This window comes from Marinobacter salinus (assembly GCF_001854125.1).
Classification (GTDB): Bacteria; Pseudomonadota; Gammaproteobacteria; order Pseudomonadales; family Oleiphilaceae; genus Marinobacter; species Marinobacter salinus.
The window spans coordinates 1373601-1394859 of record NZ_CP017715.1 but is presented as its reverse complement, the minus strand read 5'-3'; the positions used below and the strand labels follow the sequence as shown (position 1 = coordinate 1394859).

Here is a 21259-nt window from a genome sequence, read left to right as displayed (position 1 = left end):
ATGAGCGAATCGAAAACAGCCATGAGCAATGCGACAACAAGCTTTACCCTGACCCTGGATGACGTGGAAGTGCAGGCCTACCCCGGCGAAACCCTCTGGCAGGTGGCCAAGCGCGCCGGCGAGACCATTCCGCACCTGTGCTTCAAAGACGCCCCGGGTTACCGCGCGGACGGCAATTGCCGCGCCTGCATGGTGGAAGTGGAGGGTGAGCGGCTCCTCGCCGCAAGCTGTATTCGCGAGGCCGCGCCGGGCATGGTGGTACGAAGTGCCGGTTCCACCAGAGCCCAGGAAGCCAGGAAAGGCGTGCTGGAATTGCTGCTGGTCGATCAACCTGCGCGAGAGAGCGGTCCCGATCGTTCAAGCCATCTGTGGGAAACCGCGGACCAACTGGCGATTGATGCAGCTGCCGTGCGCCAACGTCTCCCGGCCCATTCAGAGCGAGAAGAACCAACGGTTCACCACGTTGCACCGCGGTCGGATTCGCTGGCCCACGCCCGGGGCCACGACGCCACTCACTCTGCCATGAACGTGAATCTGGACGCCTGCATCACCTGCGGCCTGTGCGAGCGCGCCTGCCGCGAAGTGCAGGGCAACGATGTCATCGGCCTGGCACACCGGGGAGCCGCGTCCAAAGTGGTGTTCGATTTCGATGATCCCATGGGTGACAGTACCTGTGTTGCCTGTGGCGAATGCGTGCAGGCCTGCCCGACGGGCGCGCTGATGCCCGCCACCCTGATCGATGCCCAGGGCCGCGGAGACTCCGCCACGGCCGACCGCACTGTGGACTCCGTTTGCCCCTATTGCGGCGTGGGCTGCCAACTGACCTATCACGTGAAAGACGAGCCTGCCAACGCCCAACCAGAGGCAGGCGAGCAGCGAGGGCATATCCTTTTTGTTGAAGGCAGGGACGGGCCCTCAAACCAGAACCGGCTTTGTGTAAAGGGGCGCTTCGGCTTCGATTACCCCGCGCACCCGGCCCGGCTTACCCGGCCGCTGATTCGCCGGGAGGGCGTCCCCAAGGGGCTCGACCCGGACTTTGATCCGGCCCATCCGTTAACGCACTTTCGAGAGGCAAGCTGGGAAGAGGCGCTGGATCTTGCGGCAAACGGACTGACTCAACTTAAAACACAGCACGGACCGGATGCGCTCGCCGGCTTCGGCAGTGCCAAGTGCTCCAACGAAGAAGCCTGGCTGTTCCAGAAGTTGGTGCGCACCGGTTTCGGCTCCAACCACGTTGATCACTGCACGCGACTTTGCCACGCCAGCTCCGTGGCCGCATTGATGGAGTGCCTTGGCTCTGGCGCCGTGACTGCTTCCTTCATGCAGGCCCTTGAGGCCGATGTGGTCATCCTCACCGGTTGCAACCCGGCGGTAAACCATCCGGTGGCCGCCACCTACTTCAAGCAGGCGGCACGAAACGGCACCAGGCTGATCATCATCGATCCCCGGGGGCAGGCGCTGGATGCCTATGCCTGGCGCAGCCTGCGTTTCTCGCCGGGTGGCGACGTGTCGCTGTTTAACGCCATGCTCAATGTGATTATCAGCGAAGGGCTTTTTGACCAGGCCTACATTGACGCCCACACCGAAGGCTTCGAGGCGCTCGCGGCCAGCGTTGAGGGCATGACTCCGGAGGTGATGAGCCCGGTGTGTGGCGTGGAGCCCGACACCATTCGTGAAGTGGCCCGAGCCTACGCCGAGGCTGATAGAGCGATGATTTTCTGGGGCATGGGCATCTCCCAACACGTGCACGGCACCGACAACGCCCGCTGCCTGATTTCCCTGGCACTGACGTGCGGTCATACCGGCCGGCCCGGCACCGGCCTGCATCCGTTGCGGGGGCAGAACAACGTGCAGGGCGCCTCCGATGCCGGCCTGATCCCCATGGTACTGCCTGATTATCAACCGGTCGGGAACGCCCAGTTACGCGCCGCCTTCGAAGAGCTCTGGAACACTGATCTGGACCCGGAGCCAGGGCTCACCGTGGTAGAGATTATGGACGCCATCAAGGCAGGCACCATCAAGGGCATGTACATCCTCGGTGAAAACCCCGCGATGTCCGACCCGGACCTGACCCACGCACGGGCCGCGCTCGCTGCCCTGGAGCACCTGGTGGTGCAGGACCTGTTCGTTACAGAGACCGCCCAGTTTGCCGACGTTATCCTGCCTGCCGCCGCCTGGTCGGAAAAATCAGGCACCGTCACCAACACCAACCGCCAAGTGCAAATGGGCCGTGCCGCACTGTCGCCCCCAGGGGAGGCAAGGCCCGACTGGTGGGTTATCCAGGAAATCGCCCGGCGCTTCGGGCTGGCCTGGAACTACGCCGGCCCCGAGGAGGTGTTTGCAGAAATGAAGCAGGGCATGCACTCACTGGATCATATCTCCTGGTCTCGCCTGGAGCGCGAAGGGTCCGTCACCTATCCATGCCCCGCGGATGACGCCCCGGGCCAGGACGTTGTCTTCTCCGATGCCTTCCCGCGCGCAGGAGGCCGTGCCAGGTTCTCACCGGCCAGCCCGCTGCCACCGGATGAGCCGGTGGATGAGGCCTATCCCATCGTGTTAACCACCGGGCGTTTGCTTGAGCACTGGCACACCGGCGCCATGACCCGTCGCAGCCGGGTGCTGGACGAGCGGGAACCGGAAGCAGCAGCCTATCTGGCTCCCGCGGAGCTGGATCGTATTGGCGTAGCACCGGGTAATGACATTCTAGTTGCCACCCGGCGCGGCACCATCACCCTGACGGCGCGGGCCGATCAGACCATGCCGGAGGGCATGGTGTTCGTCCCCTTCGCCTTTGTGGAGGCGGCAGCAAACGTGCTCACCAACCCGGCCCTGGACCCGTTCGGGAAGATCCCGGAGTTCAAGTATGCAGCCTGCAGGTTGAGCCCGGCGTAAAGAAATCTGTCGGTGAGAGCTTGCAATTAATTGAAATCTAAGCAACGCTTGTCCCGTGTCCAAAAACTAGGGACATCCAGCCTATGGATGGAATCAAGAGTCAAGATCTCGGCCTGTTGCTAAAGTTGGTTTCGCTGCGGCAGCAAGAAGCGACCGGAGGTGGTGTAGACACATCAGCCTACACAGTGCGCAATCTCGAGTTGGAAACCGGCATTGGGAAATCCCAGGTCAGCAACTCACTGCGCCGCTGTTTTGAGGTTGGCCTGGCTAAAAAGGATCGCAATTCCGGTGTACCGCGTGTCAACACAAAGAGCCTGTTTGAATTCATAGTTTACGGTGCCAAATATGTGTTCCCTGCCAAGCCAGGCCAGTTAGTGCGGGGTATAAGCACCGCATTCGCTGCGCCCGTGCTGGAAAATCGCGTGTTCAGCGCAGGTGAACTTTTTCCAGTGTGGCCAGATGCGCGAGGTAAAAACAAAGGCTTGGAGGTTGTCCCTCTATTCAAAACTGTGGGCCATGCGGCTCACCGCGACCCGGAGCTATACGCCTTGCTAGCCCTGGTAGACGCAATACGCATAGGCAGCCCGCGTGAGGCAAATCTGGCAAAAGACCTGTTGAAAAAACACATGGAAGTGAGTGAATGAGCATACCGGCGTTACAAAAGTGGATGGTAGGCAAAGTTGCTGAGGCCCTTGGTCCCGACCTGCGAGTTTTGTTTGAACGGATTGAAACTCTGACCCATTTTGGGCATTGATGCGAAGCGATAGTGTTTTCCGAAGTTCAAGAATGCGGCGTGCAGGTTGAGCCCCGTTTAGCGTCCGAAGCAAACCATCTCTTACAGAACGACTTCCAGTGTCGCATCACGTCTGTAATGTATCTGTGTGTAGTCTAGAATAACGCCAAAATTTCCAGATCTTTCAGGTAGATAAAATGCCAAAGTTTTTGCATACGGCAGACTGGCAGATGGGCCGGGCCTTTACCCGTTTCGAGACCGAAGACGGCGCAGCCCTGGTCGAGGCCCGGTTTGAGGCCATCGAAACGCTCGCACAGCTGGCCAATGAACATCAGTGCGATGCGGTCCTGGTGGCCGGCGACGTCTTTGATGCACAAACGGTCTCTGATCGCACCATCCGGCGGGTATTCAATGCCACAAGGGGTTTCACCGGCCCCTGGGTCGTGCTGCCCGGCAATCACGACGCCGCCCTGGCAGAGAGCGTGTGGACGCGAGCCCAGCGCCTGGGTGCGGTGCCGGAGAATGTACATCTGGCGCTTCAGCCCGGCGTGATTGATCTGGAAGACCAGGGCCTCAGCATCCTCTGCGCGCCCCTGACTCAGCGCCATACCTACGGCGATCTGACCGAGCCATTCAGCGGCTACGAAACACCTGAAGGTTTTCTCAGAATCGGTCTGGCCCACGGCAGCGTCCAGGGCCTGTTGCCAGATGAGATCGATTCCACCAACCCCATCGCGCCAGACCGTGCGGAAGCCAGCAGGCTCGATTACCTTGCCCTGGGCGACTGGCACGGCACCAAACAGATCGATGAACGCACCTGGTACAGCGGAACCCCCGAGCCGGAACGGTTCCGGAACAACGAAGCGGGGAATGCCCTGGTCGTTGAAGTGTCCGAGCCCGGAGCAAACCCGAAAGTAACCTCACTCCCAACCGGGCGGTATCAGTGGCACCAGTGGCGGGAAACCCTTGCGGTCCACTCCGATCTTGAGCAACTGCTGGAGCGTTTGAACACTTTGCCCGAATCCGCCGTTGTCGATCTGCGCCTCGAAGGCTCGGTGACCCTGGCCGGCGAAGAAACCCTGTTGAAGGCCTTGTCGGTGGCCGAAGCGCGATTCCGCAGCCTTCGCTGCGAGCGGAGCGGTCTTCAGCTAGCACCCACGGATGAAGACATCGCGGCCCTGAAAGCGGATGGTTACGTGGGCGAGGTGGTTGAAAGCCTGCGGGAGCGGCAAGAAGGCGCGCAGGATGATGTCGCCCGGGATGCCCTGGCTATCCTGGCGGGTCTGCTCAGGGAGCGGGAACAGGAGGTGGGGCAATGAAGCTGCAGCGAATGCGCATTGAACAGCTGCGCCAGTTCCGCAAACCCTTTGTTCTGGACAACCTGCAACCCGGGCTCAACCTGATCCATGGCCCCAATGAGTCCGGCAAAAGCACGCTGGTACGTGCCATCCGTGCGGCGTTTTTCGAGCGCTACCGTTCAACGGCCGTTGATGACCTGCGCCCTTGGGGTGACTCCGCTGCGGCCCCCACCATTGAGCTGGATTTCGAGCACGACAACCGAGTCTGGCGCCTCACCAAAAGCTTTCTCCAGCGCAAACGGTGCGACCTGGTTGTCGGCACTGAGACCTACAGTGAAGACGACGCGGAAGAAAAACTGGCAGAACTGCTGGGCTACCAGTACCCGAAACGTGGTGCCAGCAAAGCCGAACACTGGGGCATACCGGGACTGCTGTGGGTGGAGCAGGGCACCGGGCAGGACATCGAACAGGCCATAGAGCATGCCGGTGACCATCTGAAATCCGCCCTGAATTCCATGGTCGGAGAGGTGGCCAGCTCCGGGGGCGACGACCTGATCGAGACGGTTCGCAGCCAGCGGGACACCCTGCTGACCGGCACCGGCAAGCCCCGTGGAGACTACCAGCAACTGGAAAAAGACCGTGCCCTGTATGAGCGTGAAATCGGAGAGCTGAAGGAGCGGGTGCATAAATACCAGGAACAGGTCGACCGGCTCGGCAAGCTGGCCCATGACTATGATCAGGCGGAGGCGGAGCGCCCCTGGGAAGACGCCCAGCGCCAGTTGGAGGAAGCCCGGGTGCGATATCAGCAGGTTGAGCGGCTGGAGCAGCAACAGAACCAGGAAAAAGCCACGCTCAGCCAGCTACTGCAAAACCACCGCCTATTGCAGCAGAACAAGGAACACCTGGAAGGGCTCAGTCGCCAGCTTGAGGGTCGAAAAGCCGAACTGGACCGAGCGGAGCGAGACCTCTCCACCGCAGAAGCCCAAACTCCGATGATTGCAGGCCGTTTGAGCGAAGCCAGAACCGCCTATGAGCAAGCGGAAAAGCAACGCAAACTGGCGGGCTTACTGCAAACTCGGCAGCGGCTGGAGCAGGATGTCCGCCGGCTTGAACAGCAAAAACAAGTGCTGAGCCAGAACCTTGCCAAAGCAAAGGAATACCACCAGCAATTAGAGCAAGCCAGGCAGCAAGCCAGGGAAAACCGCATCGATGCAGAGTTGGTCAAAAAACTGCGAGCCACCGGGAACCAGCTGAACGAAGAAACCATTCGCTCACGGACCATCGCCACCCGATTGAGCTGGCAGCTGGATGCTGGCGCATCACTGACGCTGAACGATGAATCGCTTACTGGACAAGGCGAGCAACAGCTTCTGGAAGAGTCGACCCTGGTGATTCCGGGTGTTGGCACCCTCGGCATAACGCCGGGCGGGGAAGAGCTGGCCAGCACCCGGAGGAAGCTAAAAGCCCTTGAGGAAGATCTGGAAGAACAGCTGAAGACCCTTGGCGTAGAATCCGTGCAACAGGCAGAGGACCGTCTCTCCGCCTTCGAAAGTGCCGGACGAGCCGTCAAGCATGCCGACGAGCTGTTCAAATCTCTGGCACCGGCAGGCCTTGAGCAACTTGTCTCCGACCAGAACGAGGCAGAAGGCGAGCTGGAGAAAGCCCGAACACAACTGGAAGCCACTCCCAAACCGGATCCGCAAGAGGATGTGCCGGCCCTGGAAGAAGCGGAGGCAGCTTTCGCCCGGGCCGGCACCGCATTGGACAAGGCCGAATCCGATGAGCGCGTGCATCAGTCCAGCCTGTCTGCCCTGAAACAGGCCCGGGATAACGCCAAAACAGAATGGCAGCGGTTGGCGGATGAAGAAAAGAGCCCGGAACGGCAGCAGCAACTTCGGCAGATAACCGCCGACCTGGCGAACATCGAAAAACAGCAAGCAGAACTGGAAGCCAGCCTCGAACGCCGCGAACGTGAAATCCGGGAGGCCCGCCCGGAGTTTCTCCGGCAGGATATCGAACGTTACCAGAACGCGGTCAACCAACTGCGCCAGACTCAGGAGAATCGCAGCCGAGAACTAAGGGATATCAAAGTCAGGCTGGAGGCCTGGGGTGCCGAAGGGCTGGAAGAACAGCTCAACGAGCAAGAGGCGGAATTCGACCAGTGCAACCGCCGCTATCAGGAATTGCATCGCCGCGCCCAGGCACTGGATCTGCTGCTCAACCTGCTCACAGAAAAGCGCCAGGCCCTGACGCGTCGACTGCAGGCGCCGCTGCAGAAACACCTGAACCACTACCTGTCAGTGCTGTTTCCGGAAGCGTCGTTGGAAGTGGACGAACAGCTACGCCCGGGCACCTTCAGCCGGGGCAGCGAACTGGGGCAGATCACCGAACTGAGTTTTGGCGCCCGGGAACAGATGGGCCTGATCAGTCGCCTGGCCTATGCCGATCTGCTGCGGGAAGCAGGAAGGCCAACGCTGGTCATCCTGGACGACACCCTGGTGCACAGTGACAGCGACCGACTGGAAGACATGAAACGCATCCTGTTCGATGCGGCCAGTCGGCATCAGATATTGCTGTTTACCTGTCATCCAGGGAACTGGAACGACCTTGGTGTACCACCTATTGACCTCCAGAGCTTGAAGGTTCAGGCAGTTGCACAGGCATGAGTAGCGACGCCAAGCAGTGCTTTGCAAGTTACGGACCGCGGACCGGCAAGCTGGATATTCGGTTTTGGCTGTCCAGTGCGTCCACAATGTGGAAGCGCTCGATCTCCCTGGTCTAATGTAAGGCTACACAAAAAAACCGCTTGAGGCGCTCTTCAGGCCAGAAAAACCTGTCGGGAGGATCGCGGATTTCATGGAAATCCGACATGTTAGGGGTTAACGTCATTCTATCGGATTTAGTTAGATTGCGAGATATAAGAAATGCCGGTGGCCACAGCGCCGTTCTTCTGGAAGTCATCAATGTGGGACGTACACGATGCAGCAGACCGGAATCTACGAGCAGCTTATTACCCGGCTCGTAGAAAATAGATTGGACCGGAAACAATTTTACGTAGGTGAGCGCCAGCTTAGCAGTGTGGAAGCATCTGTATGGTTGTCACGATTCCTGACTAACATTCTGGAGTTCGCTATTGGATCGGTGCCTTCGGGCGATAACCGACTTCAGGAGCAAATCGAGTTATCGAATCAGTTGCTGATGTGGCTCAAGGGGAAGGTGCAGGATGATGGGTTCCTGGATGAGAACCTCCTCGATAGCCAAGGAAAGATCCTCACCGCGCTTTATGAACTGGAAAACCCGGTTGCTGCGAACCTGAAGCAGTATGTTGAAGACGTTTTTCCGCTTACAGGGCTCACACAGAGTGAGTTATTTTCAGGCAGTAATGCTGGCTTGTCACTGGAATCAGAGCTAAAGCGCGAGATTTTGTCAGCGGACCGGATTTACTGGTTGGTCTCATTCATCAAATGGGCCGGAATTCGGATATTCCGGAAAGAACTGGAAGCCTTCACCGCGAGTGGCCGAGAGCTGAAAATCATCACCACCTCCTACATGGGGGCAACGGATGCCAAAGCCGTTGAGTATCTGGCTAGCCTGCCGAACACCGAAGTGAAGTTGAGCTACAACACAGAGCGTGAAAGGCTGCACGCCAAGAGCTATTTGTTCCTTCGGAACACGGGTTTTCACACCGGTTACATCGGTTCATCAAACCTATCCCGATCGGCGCTGACCAATGGGCTTGAGTGGAATCTTAAGATCACCGCTCAGGAAATCCCTCATATCATCAACAAATCGCTCAGCACCTTTGAAACCTATTGGGCTTCGGAAGACTTTGAATGGTTCGATGGCAGGGCTGAGAGTACCGAAAAGCTCAACCGCGCACTAAAACAACAAAAAGGGTTGGACGCTCCCGGCTCCTCCCACTATTTCGAAATTACGCCGTTTCCGCATCAGAAAGACATTCTAGAGCAACTCTCTGTTGAGCGGGACGTGCACCAGCGTTTCCGAAACCTCGTGGTGGCCGCCACTGGTACCGGCAAGACCCTGATCTCGGCGTTTGATTTCCGGCGCTTCCTGAAAGCAAAACCAAACGCCCACTTTCTGTTTGTGGCGCACCGGGAAGAAATTCTGCGCCAAGCCCGGGAAGCTTACCGTGGCGTGCTGCGTAATAGTGCTTTCGGTGAACTCTGGGTAGGCGGCCAGTTGCCGGAACACTACCGGCAGTTGTTCGTTTCGATTCAGACTCTGAATAACCAGCTGGATCAGCTAAAGCTCACTGAAGGCTATTACGACTACATCGTAATCGACGAAGTGCACCACATCGCCGCATCGAGTTATCGGGCGGTATTGGAACACTTCTCGCCCGAAATACTGCTGGGACTGACAGCGACTCCGGAGCGACACGATAACGGCGATATTCTCAGCGACTTTGGTGGCGTGATTGCCGCCGAACTCCGGTTACCGGAGGCCATCAACCGCCGCCACCTTTGCCCCTTCCAATACTTTGGAATAGATGATGACACCGACCTGCGCACCATTCCTTGGAGTCGTGGGCGTTACGATATTGCTCAGTTGACGAACTTGTATACGCACAACCAGAATCGCGTAAAAAAGATTCTGCGAAGCTTGCGGGAAATCGTCACCGATATAGCCAGCATGAAAGCTCTCGCTTTCTGTGTGAGCCGTGAACACGCGACCTTCATGGTGGAGCAGCTCCTGTTACACGGCATCAAGGCCGATGTGCTCACCAGTGACAACAGCCACGAACGCCAACAAAAGCAGCAAGCCATTCGCTCCGGGCAAATCAACGTGCTGTGTGTGGTCGACATATTCAACGAAGGCGTCGATATTCCGGAAGTCGACACCCTGTTATTCCTGCGCCCAACCGAAAGCCTGACCATCTTCCTTCAGCAACTGGGTCGGGGTTTACGCCTTGCTGACGACAAAGATTGCTGCACAGTCTTGGACTTTGTTGGTAACTCTCGGCCTGAATATGATTTCGCCAATAAATTCCGGGCACTGGTGGGTAAGTCAGAACGCTCAATTTCGGAAGAACTGAAGCAGGGCTTTCCCCATGCACCACTGGGTTGCCGAATTGAGCTCACCAAGAAAACCCAGGAAATGGTGCTGAGCAACATCCGGCAAGCCACGCTGACCATGAAGCGGCTGGTGTCTCTTGTTCGGCAGTTCCCACAGCATTTCACTCAGCCACTCACGCTGAAGAACTTCATAACCCATCATCCCCACATCGACCTGAACGAACTCTACAAACGGGGCAGTTGGGCCGAGTTGGTAAGCAAGGCAAAAAACGAAGATAGAGCCGATGACTCGTTTAAACTGGCGAAGAAGGCCATCCACAATCGGATTTTGATCTGCGACGATCACCAGTACCTGCTGTTTCTTAAGAAGCTATGCCAGGCAGGGTTTAGCTGTGACGACCCGAAAGGTCGCCAGGCACTCATGTGCCATTACGACTTCTGGCAGAAAGCAGGGCCAGAGCTGGAATTTGGTTCGCTGACACAAAGCTTGGCAGAACTCAGCAAGCTGGGGCTGGAACAGGAGCTGGTGGACGTGCTCGACTGGAAATTGGCGAAAACCAAACACGAGCAGCCGGCGATGCCGGAGTTGCGGGAAGTCCCGCTACGATTGCACGCCCGCTATTCCCGAGAGCAGATTCTGGCTGGCTTTGGTGCGATGACGTTCGAGCATCAGCCACCATCGAGGGAAGGTGTATATGTCATTCAGGATCAAAATATTGAGCTGCTGTTTGTCACCTTGGACAAAAACGAAAAGCAGTTCTCCCCAACCACCATGTACCACGACTACGCCATCAATGAGCAGTTATTCCACTGGCAGTCGCAAAACAGTTCCCGGCCTGAGCGTGGTAAAGGGAAGGACTATATTCAACACCAAGCCATCAACAAGCGGTTGTTCTTGTTTGTAAGAGAGCAGGCGAAAGACGAATATGGTCGCACGATGGGGTTTGTGAATTATGGTGAGGTGGATTACGTGTCTCACACCGGTTCCCAGCCGATGAGTATTACCTGGAAACTCCGAACGCCGATGCCGAACTTTATGTGGCAGCATGCAGCGAAGCTGGCGGCGGCATGAGTTACGGTCCCTACAACAAAAACGCCCAAAACTTTTTCAACCAATACCAGTCCCTGACCTTCGAACAGGTTCACCAAGACTGGCTCTCCTTCCTTGGCGATAAACCAGGTCTTGCTCTGGATGTCGGCGCAGGCAGCGGTCGCGATTCCAGCGCTCTTGCAGCAAGGGGCTGGGACGTTGTCGCGGTAGAGCCCGCCACTGGCTTGCGAGAGTTGGGGCAGGACGCTACTCGCAGGCAGAGCGTTCACTGGGTAGACGATCAATTACCCGATTTGGGTAAGATCCGGGAGCTTAGCTATCGCTTCGATCTGATTCTTGTTTCCGCTGTCTGGATGCATATCCCGCCCTCCGATCGTGAACGTGCTTTTCGCATCCTGACTGAGCTTCTGGCACCCGGTGGAATGCTGGTAATTACGCTTCGGCATGGGCCCGGTGATGGCGAGCGCGTTTTCTACGATGTCAGTAGGGAAGACCTGGAGGGTTTTGCCAAACGCCGGGCACTGATTTCGCTTCCGCTGCCGGTCGGGCGCAAGAAGGATGAGCTCCAGAGGAATGAGGTTTCCTGGGAGACTCTGGCTTTTCGTTTGGCGGACGATGGCACAGGCGCATTGCCGACAGTCCGCCACATCATCGTTAATGATAATAAGTCTTCGACTTACAAATTGGGTTTGCTGCGAACCCTCGTCCGGATCGCTGACGGTGCGCCCGGCCTGGCGCTTAATCGTACCGATGACTGGGTTGAGATTCCGCTTGGTGCAGTCGGGCTGTTCTGGATTATGCTTTATCATCCTCTGGTTCTCCGGCATCAACTGAGGCAAGCGCCAGGTAGCCGCGGCTACGGCTTCGCCACGGAGGATTTCTTCAAGCTGCAGAGTTTCACGCCTCTGGACTTCAGAGTCGGAATGTCGCTGTCTGCGGATGTTGCGCCGGTAGTCCTGCGCGCTATCCGGGATGCCTGCTCGACCATTCTCAAGAACCCCGCACATTTTACGACCTGGCCCGGCAGTAACCGTCCGGTCTTCGAGGGCGGTTCGGCCAGGATGACCATCAAGAAGGCGCCCGTTCGTTTGGACAAAGAAACGCTTTCCCGGTTCGGTACCTTCCGTGTTCCTTCATTTCTCTGGGATGCATTCAGTCGCTATGCGTGCTGGATTGAGCCAGCGATTGTTAATGAATGGATTGATTTGATGGGTAGCTGGGACCTGCGTTATTCCATGGATGTCTATCATCGAGGTTTACAGTGGGTTGAAGGTCGGCGCGATACGTCAGCTGTCCGTCAAATGATTAACCAGCAGCTCGAGACTGGTAGGGTCGAGTGCGTATGGACAGCCCAAAATCTCAAAGCGAAGCGGTTTGATGTGGACCACTGTTTTCCATGGTCACGGTGGAACAACAACGATCTCTGGAATCTGATGCCATCAAGCCATACGGCTAATGCCTCGAAGTCCGAAAAGCTTCCTGGGGACTTGCTGCTCAAAGAGGCGCACCCTCGAGTAGTGAACTGGTGGGAGCAAGCCATTGTGGGCACGTCTCGTGAGGAGCAGTTCTTCTCAGAAGCTGAGGCCTCGCTGCCATTGTTGGGGCAGGAACGAACCGTGGAAGGTGTTTTTGAGGGGATGCTTCAGCAGCGATTGAGGCTGAAAACCAATCTTCAGCTGGCAGAGTGGTTGGGGCTGTAAACTTATGCTTGAACAGCAGGAATTATCCATGACCGAATCACCGCTTGCCCAACCCTTGAAACTCCCCTGTGGAGCCGTCCTGCCCAATCGTATTGCCAAGGCCGCCATGACCGAGGGGCTGGCAGACGATCAGCTCCACGCCACCCACCGCCATGAAACCCTGTACGGTCGCTGGTCCGATGGCGGAGCGGGGCTGCTGATTACCGGCAATGTGATGATTGATCACCGGGTGCTGGAGCGGCCGGGTAATGTGGCGATTGATCCGGCGCCCGATTTATCAAAAGGGAAGGGCGAGCCGGAGGGTATGGCGCAGTTGCGTGCCTGGGCCGAAGCAGGCACCCGCAATGGCAATCATTTGTGGATGCAGATCTCCCATGCCGGTCGCCAGTCGCCGCGTTACGTTACCTCGCGCCCGATGGGGCCTTCGGCGGTGCAGTTATCGCTGATGGGCAACTATGCCTGCCCACGGGCGCTCACGGAGGCGGAGATCCTCGACTTTATCCAGCGCTTTGCTAACGTCGCCCGGATCGCCAAAGAGGCGGGCTTCACTGGCGTTCAGGTGCATGGGGCTCATGGGTATCTGTTGTCGTCTTTTCTGTCGCCGGTCACCAATCAGCGCACCGACCGCTGGGGTGGGTCGCTGGAGAATCGCGCCCGTTTCCTGCTCGAGGTAGTGCGGGCGACTCGCGCTGCTGTGGGGCCGGAGTTTCCGGTGGCGGTTAAGCTGAATTCCGACGATTTTCGTAAGGGTGGCTTTACACTCGATGAGTCTGTGAGCGTGGTGCGCTGGCTCAATGAGGAGGGTATTGATCTGCTGGAGTTGTCCGGCGGCACCTACGAACAGCCGCGGCTGCTCGGGTACAGTGGTGATGCCGACACGGCGAGCGACGGGCCGGCCATGCGGGAGAGCACTCGCAAGCGGGAGGCTTACTTCCTGGATTATGCCCAAAAGATTCGTGAGGTGTGCGATTGCCCGCTGATGGTCACCGGGGGATTCCGTACACGCACTTTTATGGAAGAGGCGGTTGCCAATGGCGAAACCGACGTGATTGGCCTTGGCCGGCCGCTCTGCACGGATCCGGATACCCCTAAGGATCTGCTAGAAGGGCGCATCGATAAGACGGTTTGCCACGAAGATCACATCAAGCTTGCCCAACGAGGGTTTTTCTCGCCCGCGAGCCCGCTGATGCCAATCAAAGTCATCAACGTGCTGGGCGGCCAGGCGTGGTACTACCAGCAGATTTTCAGGCTGGCGGATGACGAAGAGGCTGATCCGGACCTGGGCATCCTCAAGGCCGTCGGGGCTTTCGTGAAGGATGAATTGAGCCGGTCCCGGCGGGTGAAGAAGGCTCGGCTTACCTCAAGATGATTCTCTGGATCGAGCGGGGAATAAATCGGGTGATAAATTCGGCCGCGTAGGTCTGGGGTGTAACCAGATATCGAGGCTTGGGACGTCCCGCTTCTGCGGCCCTGACAATCTTTTTCACGACGTCCGATGCACTGGCTGTAAAGGGCTTGATTCTGGCGCCTGGCGCGAGCGCTGCTTCCATGGCTTCGTACTCTTCCCGATGCACCGCGCTTGCTCGCCCAAGCACGGGCTGTAACGCGGCCAGGGCATGCTCTCTGAACCGGGTTCTCACGGGCCCAGGGAGCACCAGTGAGACACTTTCCAGGCTTTTGGTGCTCTGTTCATCAAACCAGAAGCTTTCATGGGCCGTGTTCATCGCCGATTTGGCGGCACAGTAGGCGCCTTTCATTTTCTGGGGAACGATGGAGAGAACGGAGCTCACGGCGATGACCCGCAAGGGTATGCCGTGTTGTTCGCAGAGTCGCAGGCAGACAGCAGCCAGCTTGATGGGGCCGAATACGTGGGTGCTGAATTGCTTTTGCCACATGGATTCGGACAGGTCGCGAAGCGCGCCGAATTGCCCGTAACCGGAGTTGTTGACCAGAATAACCCGCTCGGCGCCCGCGATTTCGGTGTCCAGAGCGCCGGCAAGCCCTTCGATCTGCTCAAAGGACTCCAGATCCAGCGCCAGCTCCAGATCGGCGGACTCGACGCCGGTTGGTTGTCGGGACAGGGCGATCACCCTGTAGCCTTTCCGGGCAAAGAGGGCGCAGGCCTCACGGCCAATTCCGGCGCTGGCACCGGTTATCAGGGCGAGTTTGGTCATTGGATCAGCCTCCAATCCTGCATTCTCAGTTGAAACTCACCCACCTGTCGCCCGGAAACGAAAAGGCTGACTGAAGCCAGGTGCGCAAGGTTCATTGGTTCTGTATCTGAAACTGTCTTGCCCCGCCAGGTTGGTATGAATTCACTGAAGGGAAGCCGGATACGGCTCCAGTCTTCCTTATCCGGGGTGAACGCGTGCTGATATACAATGCTGCGCCGGTCCGTGCTGTTCCGGAGGCCGATCTTGTAGGTTTTGCCGTCGCCGAGTGCAAGAAGCTCGATACCTGTGTACTGGGATGCATCGAACGCTTCCGGCAGATCCGCTTTGACGGAAGCAAAGCCGCCGCCGTTATCGAGTCGCACGGTGCCATGAAAGAGGCCGACTCCATCCTCAGAGTGAGTCAGCGCGCCTTCCGATTGTCCGCCCATCACCTGGTCACCGAGGGAGTCCCATTCCAATCGCTCGCCCTTGGTTTCGAACGTAACCAGGATAGGGTTGCCGCGGCTATTGCTGTGCGTGTCTTTCATTGGCTTTCCTTTACCCGCTTTGCAGTGATTCAGGGTTGCAGTCTGGATGAAAAGTCCCCGATACAGTAGGCGTCTGATAGCGTTACACTAATCCTCAAATCTACGTCCATAAACTGTGTTCAGAGTGACTGTGGTGAGCTGTTGAACGACTATCTCGACAAAATCCTCCGTGGCCAGCCCATTAACTATGAAGCTTTCCTGAAAAAACTTCCGGATTCGTTTCGGCGCCGGCACAGGGAGTTGTTTGCGGCGGAAAAGGTAAAAACCAACCGTTGGCTTGTCACGATTCTGGATGAGAGCGCTTTCGCTGAGCTGCAGGATGTGGCGCAAACGCCGGTAAGCCGGGTAGACGCCGCGAAAAAAGGTAACTCACACCGCCATGGTACCGAAGTCAGCTTTCTTCTCGTTTACCATCAGGGGTTGGCGTCCAGCCGGCCGGACGTAGTCGTTATTGGAACGGAATCAGTGGATATGGGTTTTCATCAAGCCCGGTCGGTGCTGGTCGTGGAGAACGAGCGTAATTTCTACCAGTATTCGCAGATGCTCGATTTTGCCAGTGAAACACTGGGTGGGCGCCTGGAACTCGCGGAGTGTGACGTGGTGTTGGGTGGTGGCAACCGAATTACCCGGGCCGCGATTCTTGACTGGTTGAAGGGCTATGAAGAAGTATTCTGCGCATTCGATTATGATGCGGGTGGTCTGCAAATGTTCTCTACGATGGCGGCCTCTCTCGGTGACAAAGCCACCTTTGTTCAGCCGCGCGACTGGCAGCTATGGCTGGCCCGGTTCTGCAAGGTACCGGACACCACCGAGCGGTTTACAAGTGCTGTATCGCTGGCGGAGGGGCTTGGCTTTGTGGCCCTGGCAGAGGCGTTTCGATCTACCGGCAAATTCATGGAACAGGAGATGATTCTGGATGAGTGACTCCCAGGGGAGCCCAGGCAATTTCAATTTTGGTATTCGCCGTCTGGTATTGGTGGATTCTGCTGGCTTCTGTTACGTGGAAATTCCGGTGGACAACCACGGCCTGATCCTGGGCCCGGGCAATCTGGGCAAATCCAGCCTTTTAAACAGCCTGCGCCTGTTCCTGCTGCCGGAAAACAACTTCAAGAACAGCCGCAAGAAATTCGCTTTCCGCAATGCCAGCGCCGGCAGCTTCTACTCCAACGAGGAAAGCTACCAGCATTATTTTCCCAGCCAGTTCAGCTTCCTGATCATGGAGGCCGAGAACCCGGCCGGCGTGCATTGCCAGATTCTGTACCGGGACAGTGCCAGCCAACTCAGCTATGGCCGCGCATTTGTACCGGTTGCTTACGACCAGTTGCGGCCCCTGTTCTGGAATGGCGATGATGAGGACGGTATTGGCCAGGCCGTGCCGGAGTTGTCGTTCAGCCGTTTGTCCGAGGCCCTGAAAAAGTTCTCCAAAGATACCCGGCTGGTGAATGACCCCGCCAAACTCAAACAGATGCTGTACAGCAGCGAGTTGATGAACGCTGATGCCGTGCGTTATTCGGTGCTGCCGTTGGGTGAGTCCGACGAGCGCCGGGTGCAGTCTCTGCGCACGCTGATCCTGTTGCTGTTTGAAATGAAGGCGGACGATCAGGCCATGGCCAATGCGGTGGCCAGCATCATCGAGGCGGACAAGAAGTTTGCTGACGACGCCTTTGATTTCAACATTGATGAGTTTCTTAACCGGCACGATCAACTGAAGCAACAGCAAATCCAGCTGAACCAGATTGAAAAAGAGCGTTCACGGTTCGAGAAGCTGCAAAGGGATTATCAGGCCTACCAAACCCTGCTTCGCAGTCAGCATGATTTTGCCGCTTTCCGGGATGGCGTCAGCCATGCCTTGCAGGACATTGGCGCCAGGCGCAAAGCCGCAGTGGAGGCGTTCAATGAACAGAACGAGACCTTGCGCCATGTGCTCCAGGCTCTGAAAAAACTGGAGCAGGATGCCAGCGGTCTGAAGGGCGAGATCCGTTCCGCCGACCGTCGCATCAAGCAGGCCGAGCAGAACCAGAAAGATGGCGATCTGCTGGTATCCCAGTACGGGGAGATGACCCTTCAGGAAATCGAGGACATCCAGAAAGAGGAACTCGATAGCAAGAAAGGGCACCTGGCTGCCCTCAAGAGTGCCGCCCAGGCGGAAATCCGGCTGGAGCAGATCCAGAAAAAGAAGCAGGAACTCGAGCGCAAGCTGGAATCCCTCAAGGATCGGGAAAGCAAGCAACACTGGCAGTTACAGAACCAGCTGGATGAAACCACTGCGGCACCGCTGCGGGCCGTGGACCCCCGATTGGTCATGGCCAGCCCGGGCCAGGATCTGGATGCCGACAGCAAGGCGGCCATTGAAGCGTTCGCCCGGCTGTTTGTGCCCAATGACAAAGGCTTTGACTGGTTCGACGCTGAATACGCGGCCCAGCCGGCCCGGCAGACTGACTTTGCAGAGCAGCGCCGGCATATCGAAGGTGAGCTCCGTGGCCTGGAAAAGGAGCGGGCAGAGCTGGCAGACACCGCCAACCAGGAACATGACCGGCCCCGGTTGATTGAGCGCACGGAAAAGGAAATCCGCGCCATCGAGAAAGATCTGGATACCCTGAGCCGTTACCCGGCGGCCGCGACGACCCTGCGGGACGCTACTGAGGAGAAGCAGGCGGCGGAGGAACAGCTGGCCAGGCTGGAAGAACAGGCTCGGCTAGAGCAGGAAAAGCAGGATGCCGTGCAGCAGAAGGCCGCTAAAGCCAGGGCCGAAAAAGACCGTATCGAAGAGCGGGAGCGTGAACTGGCGGGCCTCAGCCGTAGCGTTGGGACAGTGGAGCATCGTTTCACGCATCTGAAAGTCGTTGAGGCCGAGCAGCCTCTGGCGATTGAGCAGGTCTCTGTTGCGGCCTTTGATGATCTTCAAACCCAGTTGGACGATCTGGAAGATCGCCGCCGGAGCATCCTCGACCACCTGCGCCAGTTTGTCTATCTGGGCATTCATGAAGATGCCGAGGGTGATTTGCAGAAAGACAGCCCGGCCTCATCTGTGATCCGGGAAACGTTCAAAAGCCTGTCGGATTTGTTTGCCGGTATGGCCGAGCGTTGGAATGTGCTGGAGCAGCAGGTTGGTATCCACAATGAAACCGTGGCGAGCTACCGGCAGGCCCTGAAATCCAACCATGAACACATTGCCCGTTTTGAAGCGCAGCTGAACCGCGAGCTGGAGGGCGTACGCATTAACGATCTGGTGGAGATCCGCGTGGATATCCACACCGATCCGAAATTCCGCAATCTGGTGGAAGAAGCCAACAACATCGATCCTTATGGCAACCAGCTGCAGTCAGACGCATTCTATGACCGTTTACGGGTGTTCGTGGCGGACTTTTTCGGGGAGGGCGGCAGCAAGCGCCTGACCATGGACAGGGTGATCACCGGCATTTCCTACAGGACCCGCAAGGAAAACGCCGCGAGCCTGGACAAGAAAGGCCAGTCCACCTCCACCACGGCACTGATCAATCTGGAACTGGTGTACCGGCTGCTGAAACGGGTGTTGTATCCCGGCGTGCAGCTGTCGTTCCCCATGGTGCTGGACGAGCTGGCCAGCGTGGACATCAGCCAGATGCCCTCGCTGCTGGAACGGTTGCGCCAACAGGGCTTCAACCTCTTTTCAGCAGCGACCCACAGCGCCAGTGCGGAAGTGATCTACCTGATTGGCAGGCATCTGGAAGTAGGGCAGATGCGCACGGCACGTCCCTATAAGCCTGAGCGCACCCTGGTGTTCTGGGGCGGGGCCGAGGGCTTTACCAACGGTGAACCACTGAGCCACTGGGCCGACCAGACCCAGAACAGCCTGCTGGAGCCGGCGGATGAGTAAACGCTTCAGCACCCTGGACACCACCCGGCTGCTGTTCGAGCACCCGAAGATTCTGTTCCGGATGATTGAGCGGATGGACCGGAACGAAGCCCGGTATATTCTCGAGAGTGATCTTGTGGCCGAGGTGATGGACTATACCCGTAGCCTTGGCAATGCCGATCGGGAACGGGTGCGGCTCGCCTTGAATACCGACAACCTGTTCCGCAGCGGCCTGGTGATCGACATCATCAAGGCCGAGGGTGAACGGCGGCTGGTATTCCAGGATGCGCTGATCAACCTGATGCGGGCCTGCAACGCCTCGCTGTACCAGGAACTGACCGACGCCCGCCTGCGCGGCCATCTGGTGACCCTGCGGGATGTGCGCAATCGGCTGGAAACCAGCAGCTTTAGTGACGCGGACCCGGACTATACCGAACTTCGGGACGACCTGAACGAGCGGGTCAGTCAGCTCATCGGCCTGCTGCGCCAGAACGTCCTGCGCATGCAGACCATCAGTGCCCAGCTCGCGGACCTGTCCGGCGACGCCAGCCGGGCGCCTGAGAAATTCCTGGAGTTCCGCCAGAACCTGTTTGAGCAGATCGTCACCCTGTACGAACGCCACATCAAGCCAACCCTGGTGTTTCTGAACCCGGATACCCGGCTTCCTGACGGCAGTAACCTGTTCGAGACCCTGGAAGCCATGGTCCGGTTGCTGGAAGAACATGGCGACCATAACCTGGCCGACCAGTTGTTCCGTTCTTCCATCAGCCTCAACGCCTTGTACAAACCCATTCAGGCGGTGGCCCAGGAGGTGGAGCATTTCCTGCGCAAGACCCGGCAGGGCATGGTCCAGTACAACGCCATGGAGCATTTCTACGGCAAGCTTCAGGAACTCAAGAGCGAAACGGAGACCCTCAGCCTCAAGAGAAAATGGTTGGAGGGCGGGGATTTTGCTCGCAGCACCGGCTTCCTGGTGGGCTTGCGGGCCCAGCAGCGCCCGAAACACTACGCCTTCGGTGAATCGTACAGCTACTACCAGCTGTTGTTCAGCGAATTGGAGCTGCGCCTGAACGACCTCCGCCGCAAGGCAGAGGTGCCGGTACTGCAGCAGGTCGACGGCAGCGGACGCCATACCCGGATTGATGTCCAACGCATTAACCAGCTTTATCAATGGCTGGAAACCCTGGAACTGCGGCCCACCTCTGATCTGGTGCGCGAGCTGCACGGCCGGCTGGATGGCTTTATCCCCGGCTACCGCTTCCCGGATCTGTTGGCGGCCCTGAACCGGCTGGTAAACTTGCCGCCGGACGGGCTGCAGGTGGTCACGACCAACCGTTTCCGAATTCTGGACCAGTCATCGGACAGCGAGCAGTTTGTTTACCGCAAGCGCCGTCTGGAAACCCATGCCCCGGCCAATCAAGAAGAGCGACACCATGTCTGAATTCGACAATATCCTCCCGGCCCACAGCGCCGCGATCTACCGGGAATTCCAGGCCGGTCGGGTGATTGTGCGTGATGTGTGGGACAGCAACCGTTCCGAGCTGCGAGCCAATCCGCTCTACAACCTGGTTTACAACCACCTGTCCCACTTCCGGACGTTCTACGAGCACTTGGGCAGCGAATTGGTGTTTAACGAAACCGGCGCGTTTTTCTTTCTCAAGGAAAGCAGTGACGACGAGAACGAGGAACACGACGAAAACGCCTTCCGGGTGCAGGTGATACTGCTGCTGATCGGGCGTTATTTCGCGCGCAGTGGTCGGGATCTGGAATACCTTGGCCGCCCGGATGCCGGGTTGAATGAGCAAGACCTCTCGGCTTTGGCGAGCGATGAGGAGTATCAGGAGATCCTCAGGGCGGCCCGCTTTGAAAGAGGTCTACAGGAAGCGTTGGACTACCTGGAGAAACGCCACCTGCTGTTTCGTTCTGGTGCAGGCCGCTGTTTCCTGAGTTCCGCGGGTCTCCATTTTCTGCAGGCGCTGGTTCGGGAGTATGAGCGGGCGTAGAGGTATCAGA

13 protein-coding genes are annotated in these 21259 nt (G+C 57.9%); 11 read left to right on the top strand and 2 right to left on the bottom strand.

Annotation, left to right across the window (positions count from 1 at the left end; genetic code table 11):
• The 7 genes from fdhF to BKP64_RS06275 all read left to right on the top strand — a co-directional run bounded on the left by fdhF (position 1) and on the right by BKP64_RS06275 (position 14079).
• Positions 1–2892, top strand: coding sequence for a formate dehydrogenase subunit alpha (fdhF, locus tag BKP64_RS06305; protein WP_070967444.1), 2892 nt, complete (start codon positions 1–3; stop codon positions 2890–2892).
• An 83-nt stretch (positions 2893–2975) separates the two neighbouring features.
• Entirely contained in the window at positions 2976–3536 is a 561-nt protein-coding gene (locus tag BKP64_RS06300) for a hypothetical protein (protein WP_070967440.1), read from the top strand.
• A gap of 286 nt (positions 3537–3822) precedes the next feature.
• A complete protein-coding gene (locus BKP64_RS06295; protein ID WP_070967437.1) occupies positions 3823–4944 on the top strand; it encodes a metallophosphoesterase family protein in 1122 nt (373 codons plus the stop codon).
• Positions 4941–7589 (top strand): AAA family ATPase, encoded by a 2649-nt coding sequence (locus BKP64_RS06290; protein ID WP_070967434.1) that lies wholly within the window; start codon positions 4941–4943, stop codon positions 7587–7589. The genes BKP64_RS06295 and BKP64_RS06290 overlap by 4 nt, the downstream gene beginning before the upstream one ends.
• A 313-nt stretch (positions 7590–7902) precedes the next feature.
• The gene (locus BKP64_RS06285) at positions 7903–11031 is read left to right on the top strand and encodes a DEAD/DEAH box helicase (protein WP_070967432.1); all 3129 of its coding nucleotides are present in this window, start codon (positions 7903–7905) and stop codon (positions 11029–11031) included.
• The gene (locus BKP64_RS06280) at positions 11028–12710 is read left to right on the top strand and encodes a class I SAM-dependent methyltransferase (RefSeq protein ID WP_070967429.1); all 1683 of its coding nucleotides are present in this window, start codon (positions 11028–11030) and stop codon (positions 12708–12710) included. The genes BKP64_RS06285 and BKP64_RS06280 overlap by 4 nt, the downstream gene beginning before the upstream one ends.
• 28 nt (positions 12711–12738) lie before the next feature.
• On the top strand, positions 12739–14079 hold the full coding sequence (locus BKP64_RS06275; protein ID WP_070967426.1) for an NADH:flavin oxidoreductase/NADH oxidase family protein: 1341 nt from the start codon (positions 12739–12741) through the stop codon (positions 14077–14079).
• Here the strand turns inward: BKP64_RS06275 and BKP64_RS06270 are convergent.
• Positions 14066–14884, bottom strand: a complete 819-nt coding sequence (locus BKP64_RS06270) for an SDR family NAD(P)-dependent oxidoreductase (protein WP_070967423.1) — start codon at positions 14882–14884, stop codon at positions 14066–14068. The two genes, BKP64_RS06275 and BKP64_RS06270, sit on opposite strands and share 14 nt — an antisense overlap.
• Positions 14881–15411, bottom strand: coding sequence for a CIA30 family protein (locus BKP64_RS06265; protein ID WP_070967420.1), 531 nt, complete (start codon positions 15409–15411; stop codon positions 14881–14883). Before BKP64_RS06265 ends, BKP64_RS06270 begins: the two co-directional genes overlap by 4 nt.
• A gap of 141 nt (positions 15412–15552) precedes the next feature.
• On the opposite strand from BKP64_RS06265, the gene BKP64_RS06260 reads away from it, so the two are divergent.
• The 4 genes from BKP64_RS06260 to BKP64_RS06245 are packed head-to-tail and all read left to right on the top strand — an operon-like array spanning position 15553 to position 21249.
• A complete protein-coding gene (locus BKP64_RS06260; RefSeq protein ID WP_070967417.1) occupies positions 15553–16335 on the top strand; it encodes a hypothetical protein in 783 nt (260 codons plus the stop codon).
• A complete protein-coding gene (locus tag BKP64_RS06255; protein WP_070967414.1) occupies positions 16328–19267 on the top strand; it encodes a coiled-coil domain-containing protein in 2940 nt (979 codons plus the stop codon). Before BKP64_RS06260 ends, BKP64_RS06255 begins: the two co-directional genes overlap by 8 nt.
• Entirely contained in the window at positions 19260–20687 is a 1428-nt protein-coding gene (locus tag BKP64_RS06250; protein WP_070967412.1) for a hypothetical protein, read from the top strand. Before BKP64_RS06255 ends, BKP64_RS06250 begins: the two co-directional genes overlap by 8 nt.
• The gene (locus tag BKP64_RS06245) at positions 20680–21249 is read left to right on the top strand and encodes a condensin complex protein MksE (RefSeq protein ID WP_070967409.1); all 570 of its coding nucleotides are present in this window, start codon (positions 20680–20682) and stop codon (positions 21247–21249) included. Before BKP64_RS06250 ends, BKP64_RS06245 begins: the two co-directional genes overlap by 8 nt.
• Positions 21250–21259 lie beyond the last annotated feature (10 nt).

Coding starts and splice junctions, on each gene's coding strand:
- BKP64_RS06280 (WP_070967429.1), top strand. CDS start 11,028: ATGAGTTACGGTCCCTACAACAAAAACGCCCAAAACTTTTTCAACCAA.
- BKP64_RS06275 (WP_070967426.1), top strand. CDS start 12,739: ATGACCGAATCACCGCTTGCCCAACCCTTGAAACTCCCCTGTGGAGCC.
- BKP64_RS06245 (WP_070967409.1), top strand. CDS start 20,680: ATGTCTGAATTCGACAATATCCTCCCGGCCCACAGCGCCGCGATCTAC.
- BKP64_RS06255 (WP_070967414.1), top strand. CDS start 16,328: ATGAGTGACTCCCAGGGGAGCCCAGGCAATTTCAATTTTGGTATTCGC.
- BKP64_RS06295 (WP_070967437.1), top strand. CDS start 3,823: ATGCCAAAGTTTTTGCATACGGCAGACTGGCAGATGGGCCGGGCCTTT.
- BKP64_RS06270 (WP_070967423.1), bottom strand. CDS start 14,884: ATGACCAAACTCGCCCTGATAACCGGTGCCAGCGCCGGAATTGGCCGT.
- fdhF (WP_070967444.1), top strand. CDS start 1: ATGAGCGAATCGAAAACAGCCATGAGCAATGCGACAACAAGCTTTACC.
- BKP64_RS06300 (WP_070967440.1), top strand. CDS start 2,976: ATGGATGGAATCAAGAGTCAAGATCTCGGCCTGTTGCTAAAGTTGGTT.
- BKP64_RS06265 (WP_070967420.1), bottom strand. CDS start 15,411: ATGAAAGACACGCACAGCAATAGCCGCGGCAACCCTATCCTGGTTACG.
- BKP64_RS06285 (WP_070967432.1), top strand. CDS start 7,903: ATGCAGCAGACCGGAATCTACGAGCAGCTTATTACCCGGCTCGTAGAA.
- BKP64_RS06290 (WP_070967434.1), top strand. CDS start 4,941: ATGAAGCTGCAGCGAATGCGCATTGAACAGCTGCGCCAGTTCCGCAAA.
- BKP64_RS06250 (WP_070967412.1), top strand. CDS start 19,260: ATGAGTAAACGCTTCAGCACCCTGGACACCACCCGGCTGCTGTTCGAG.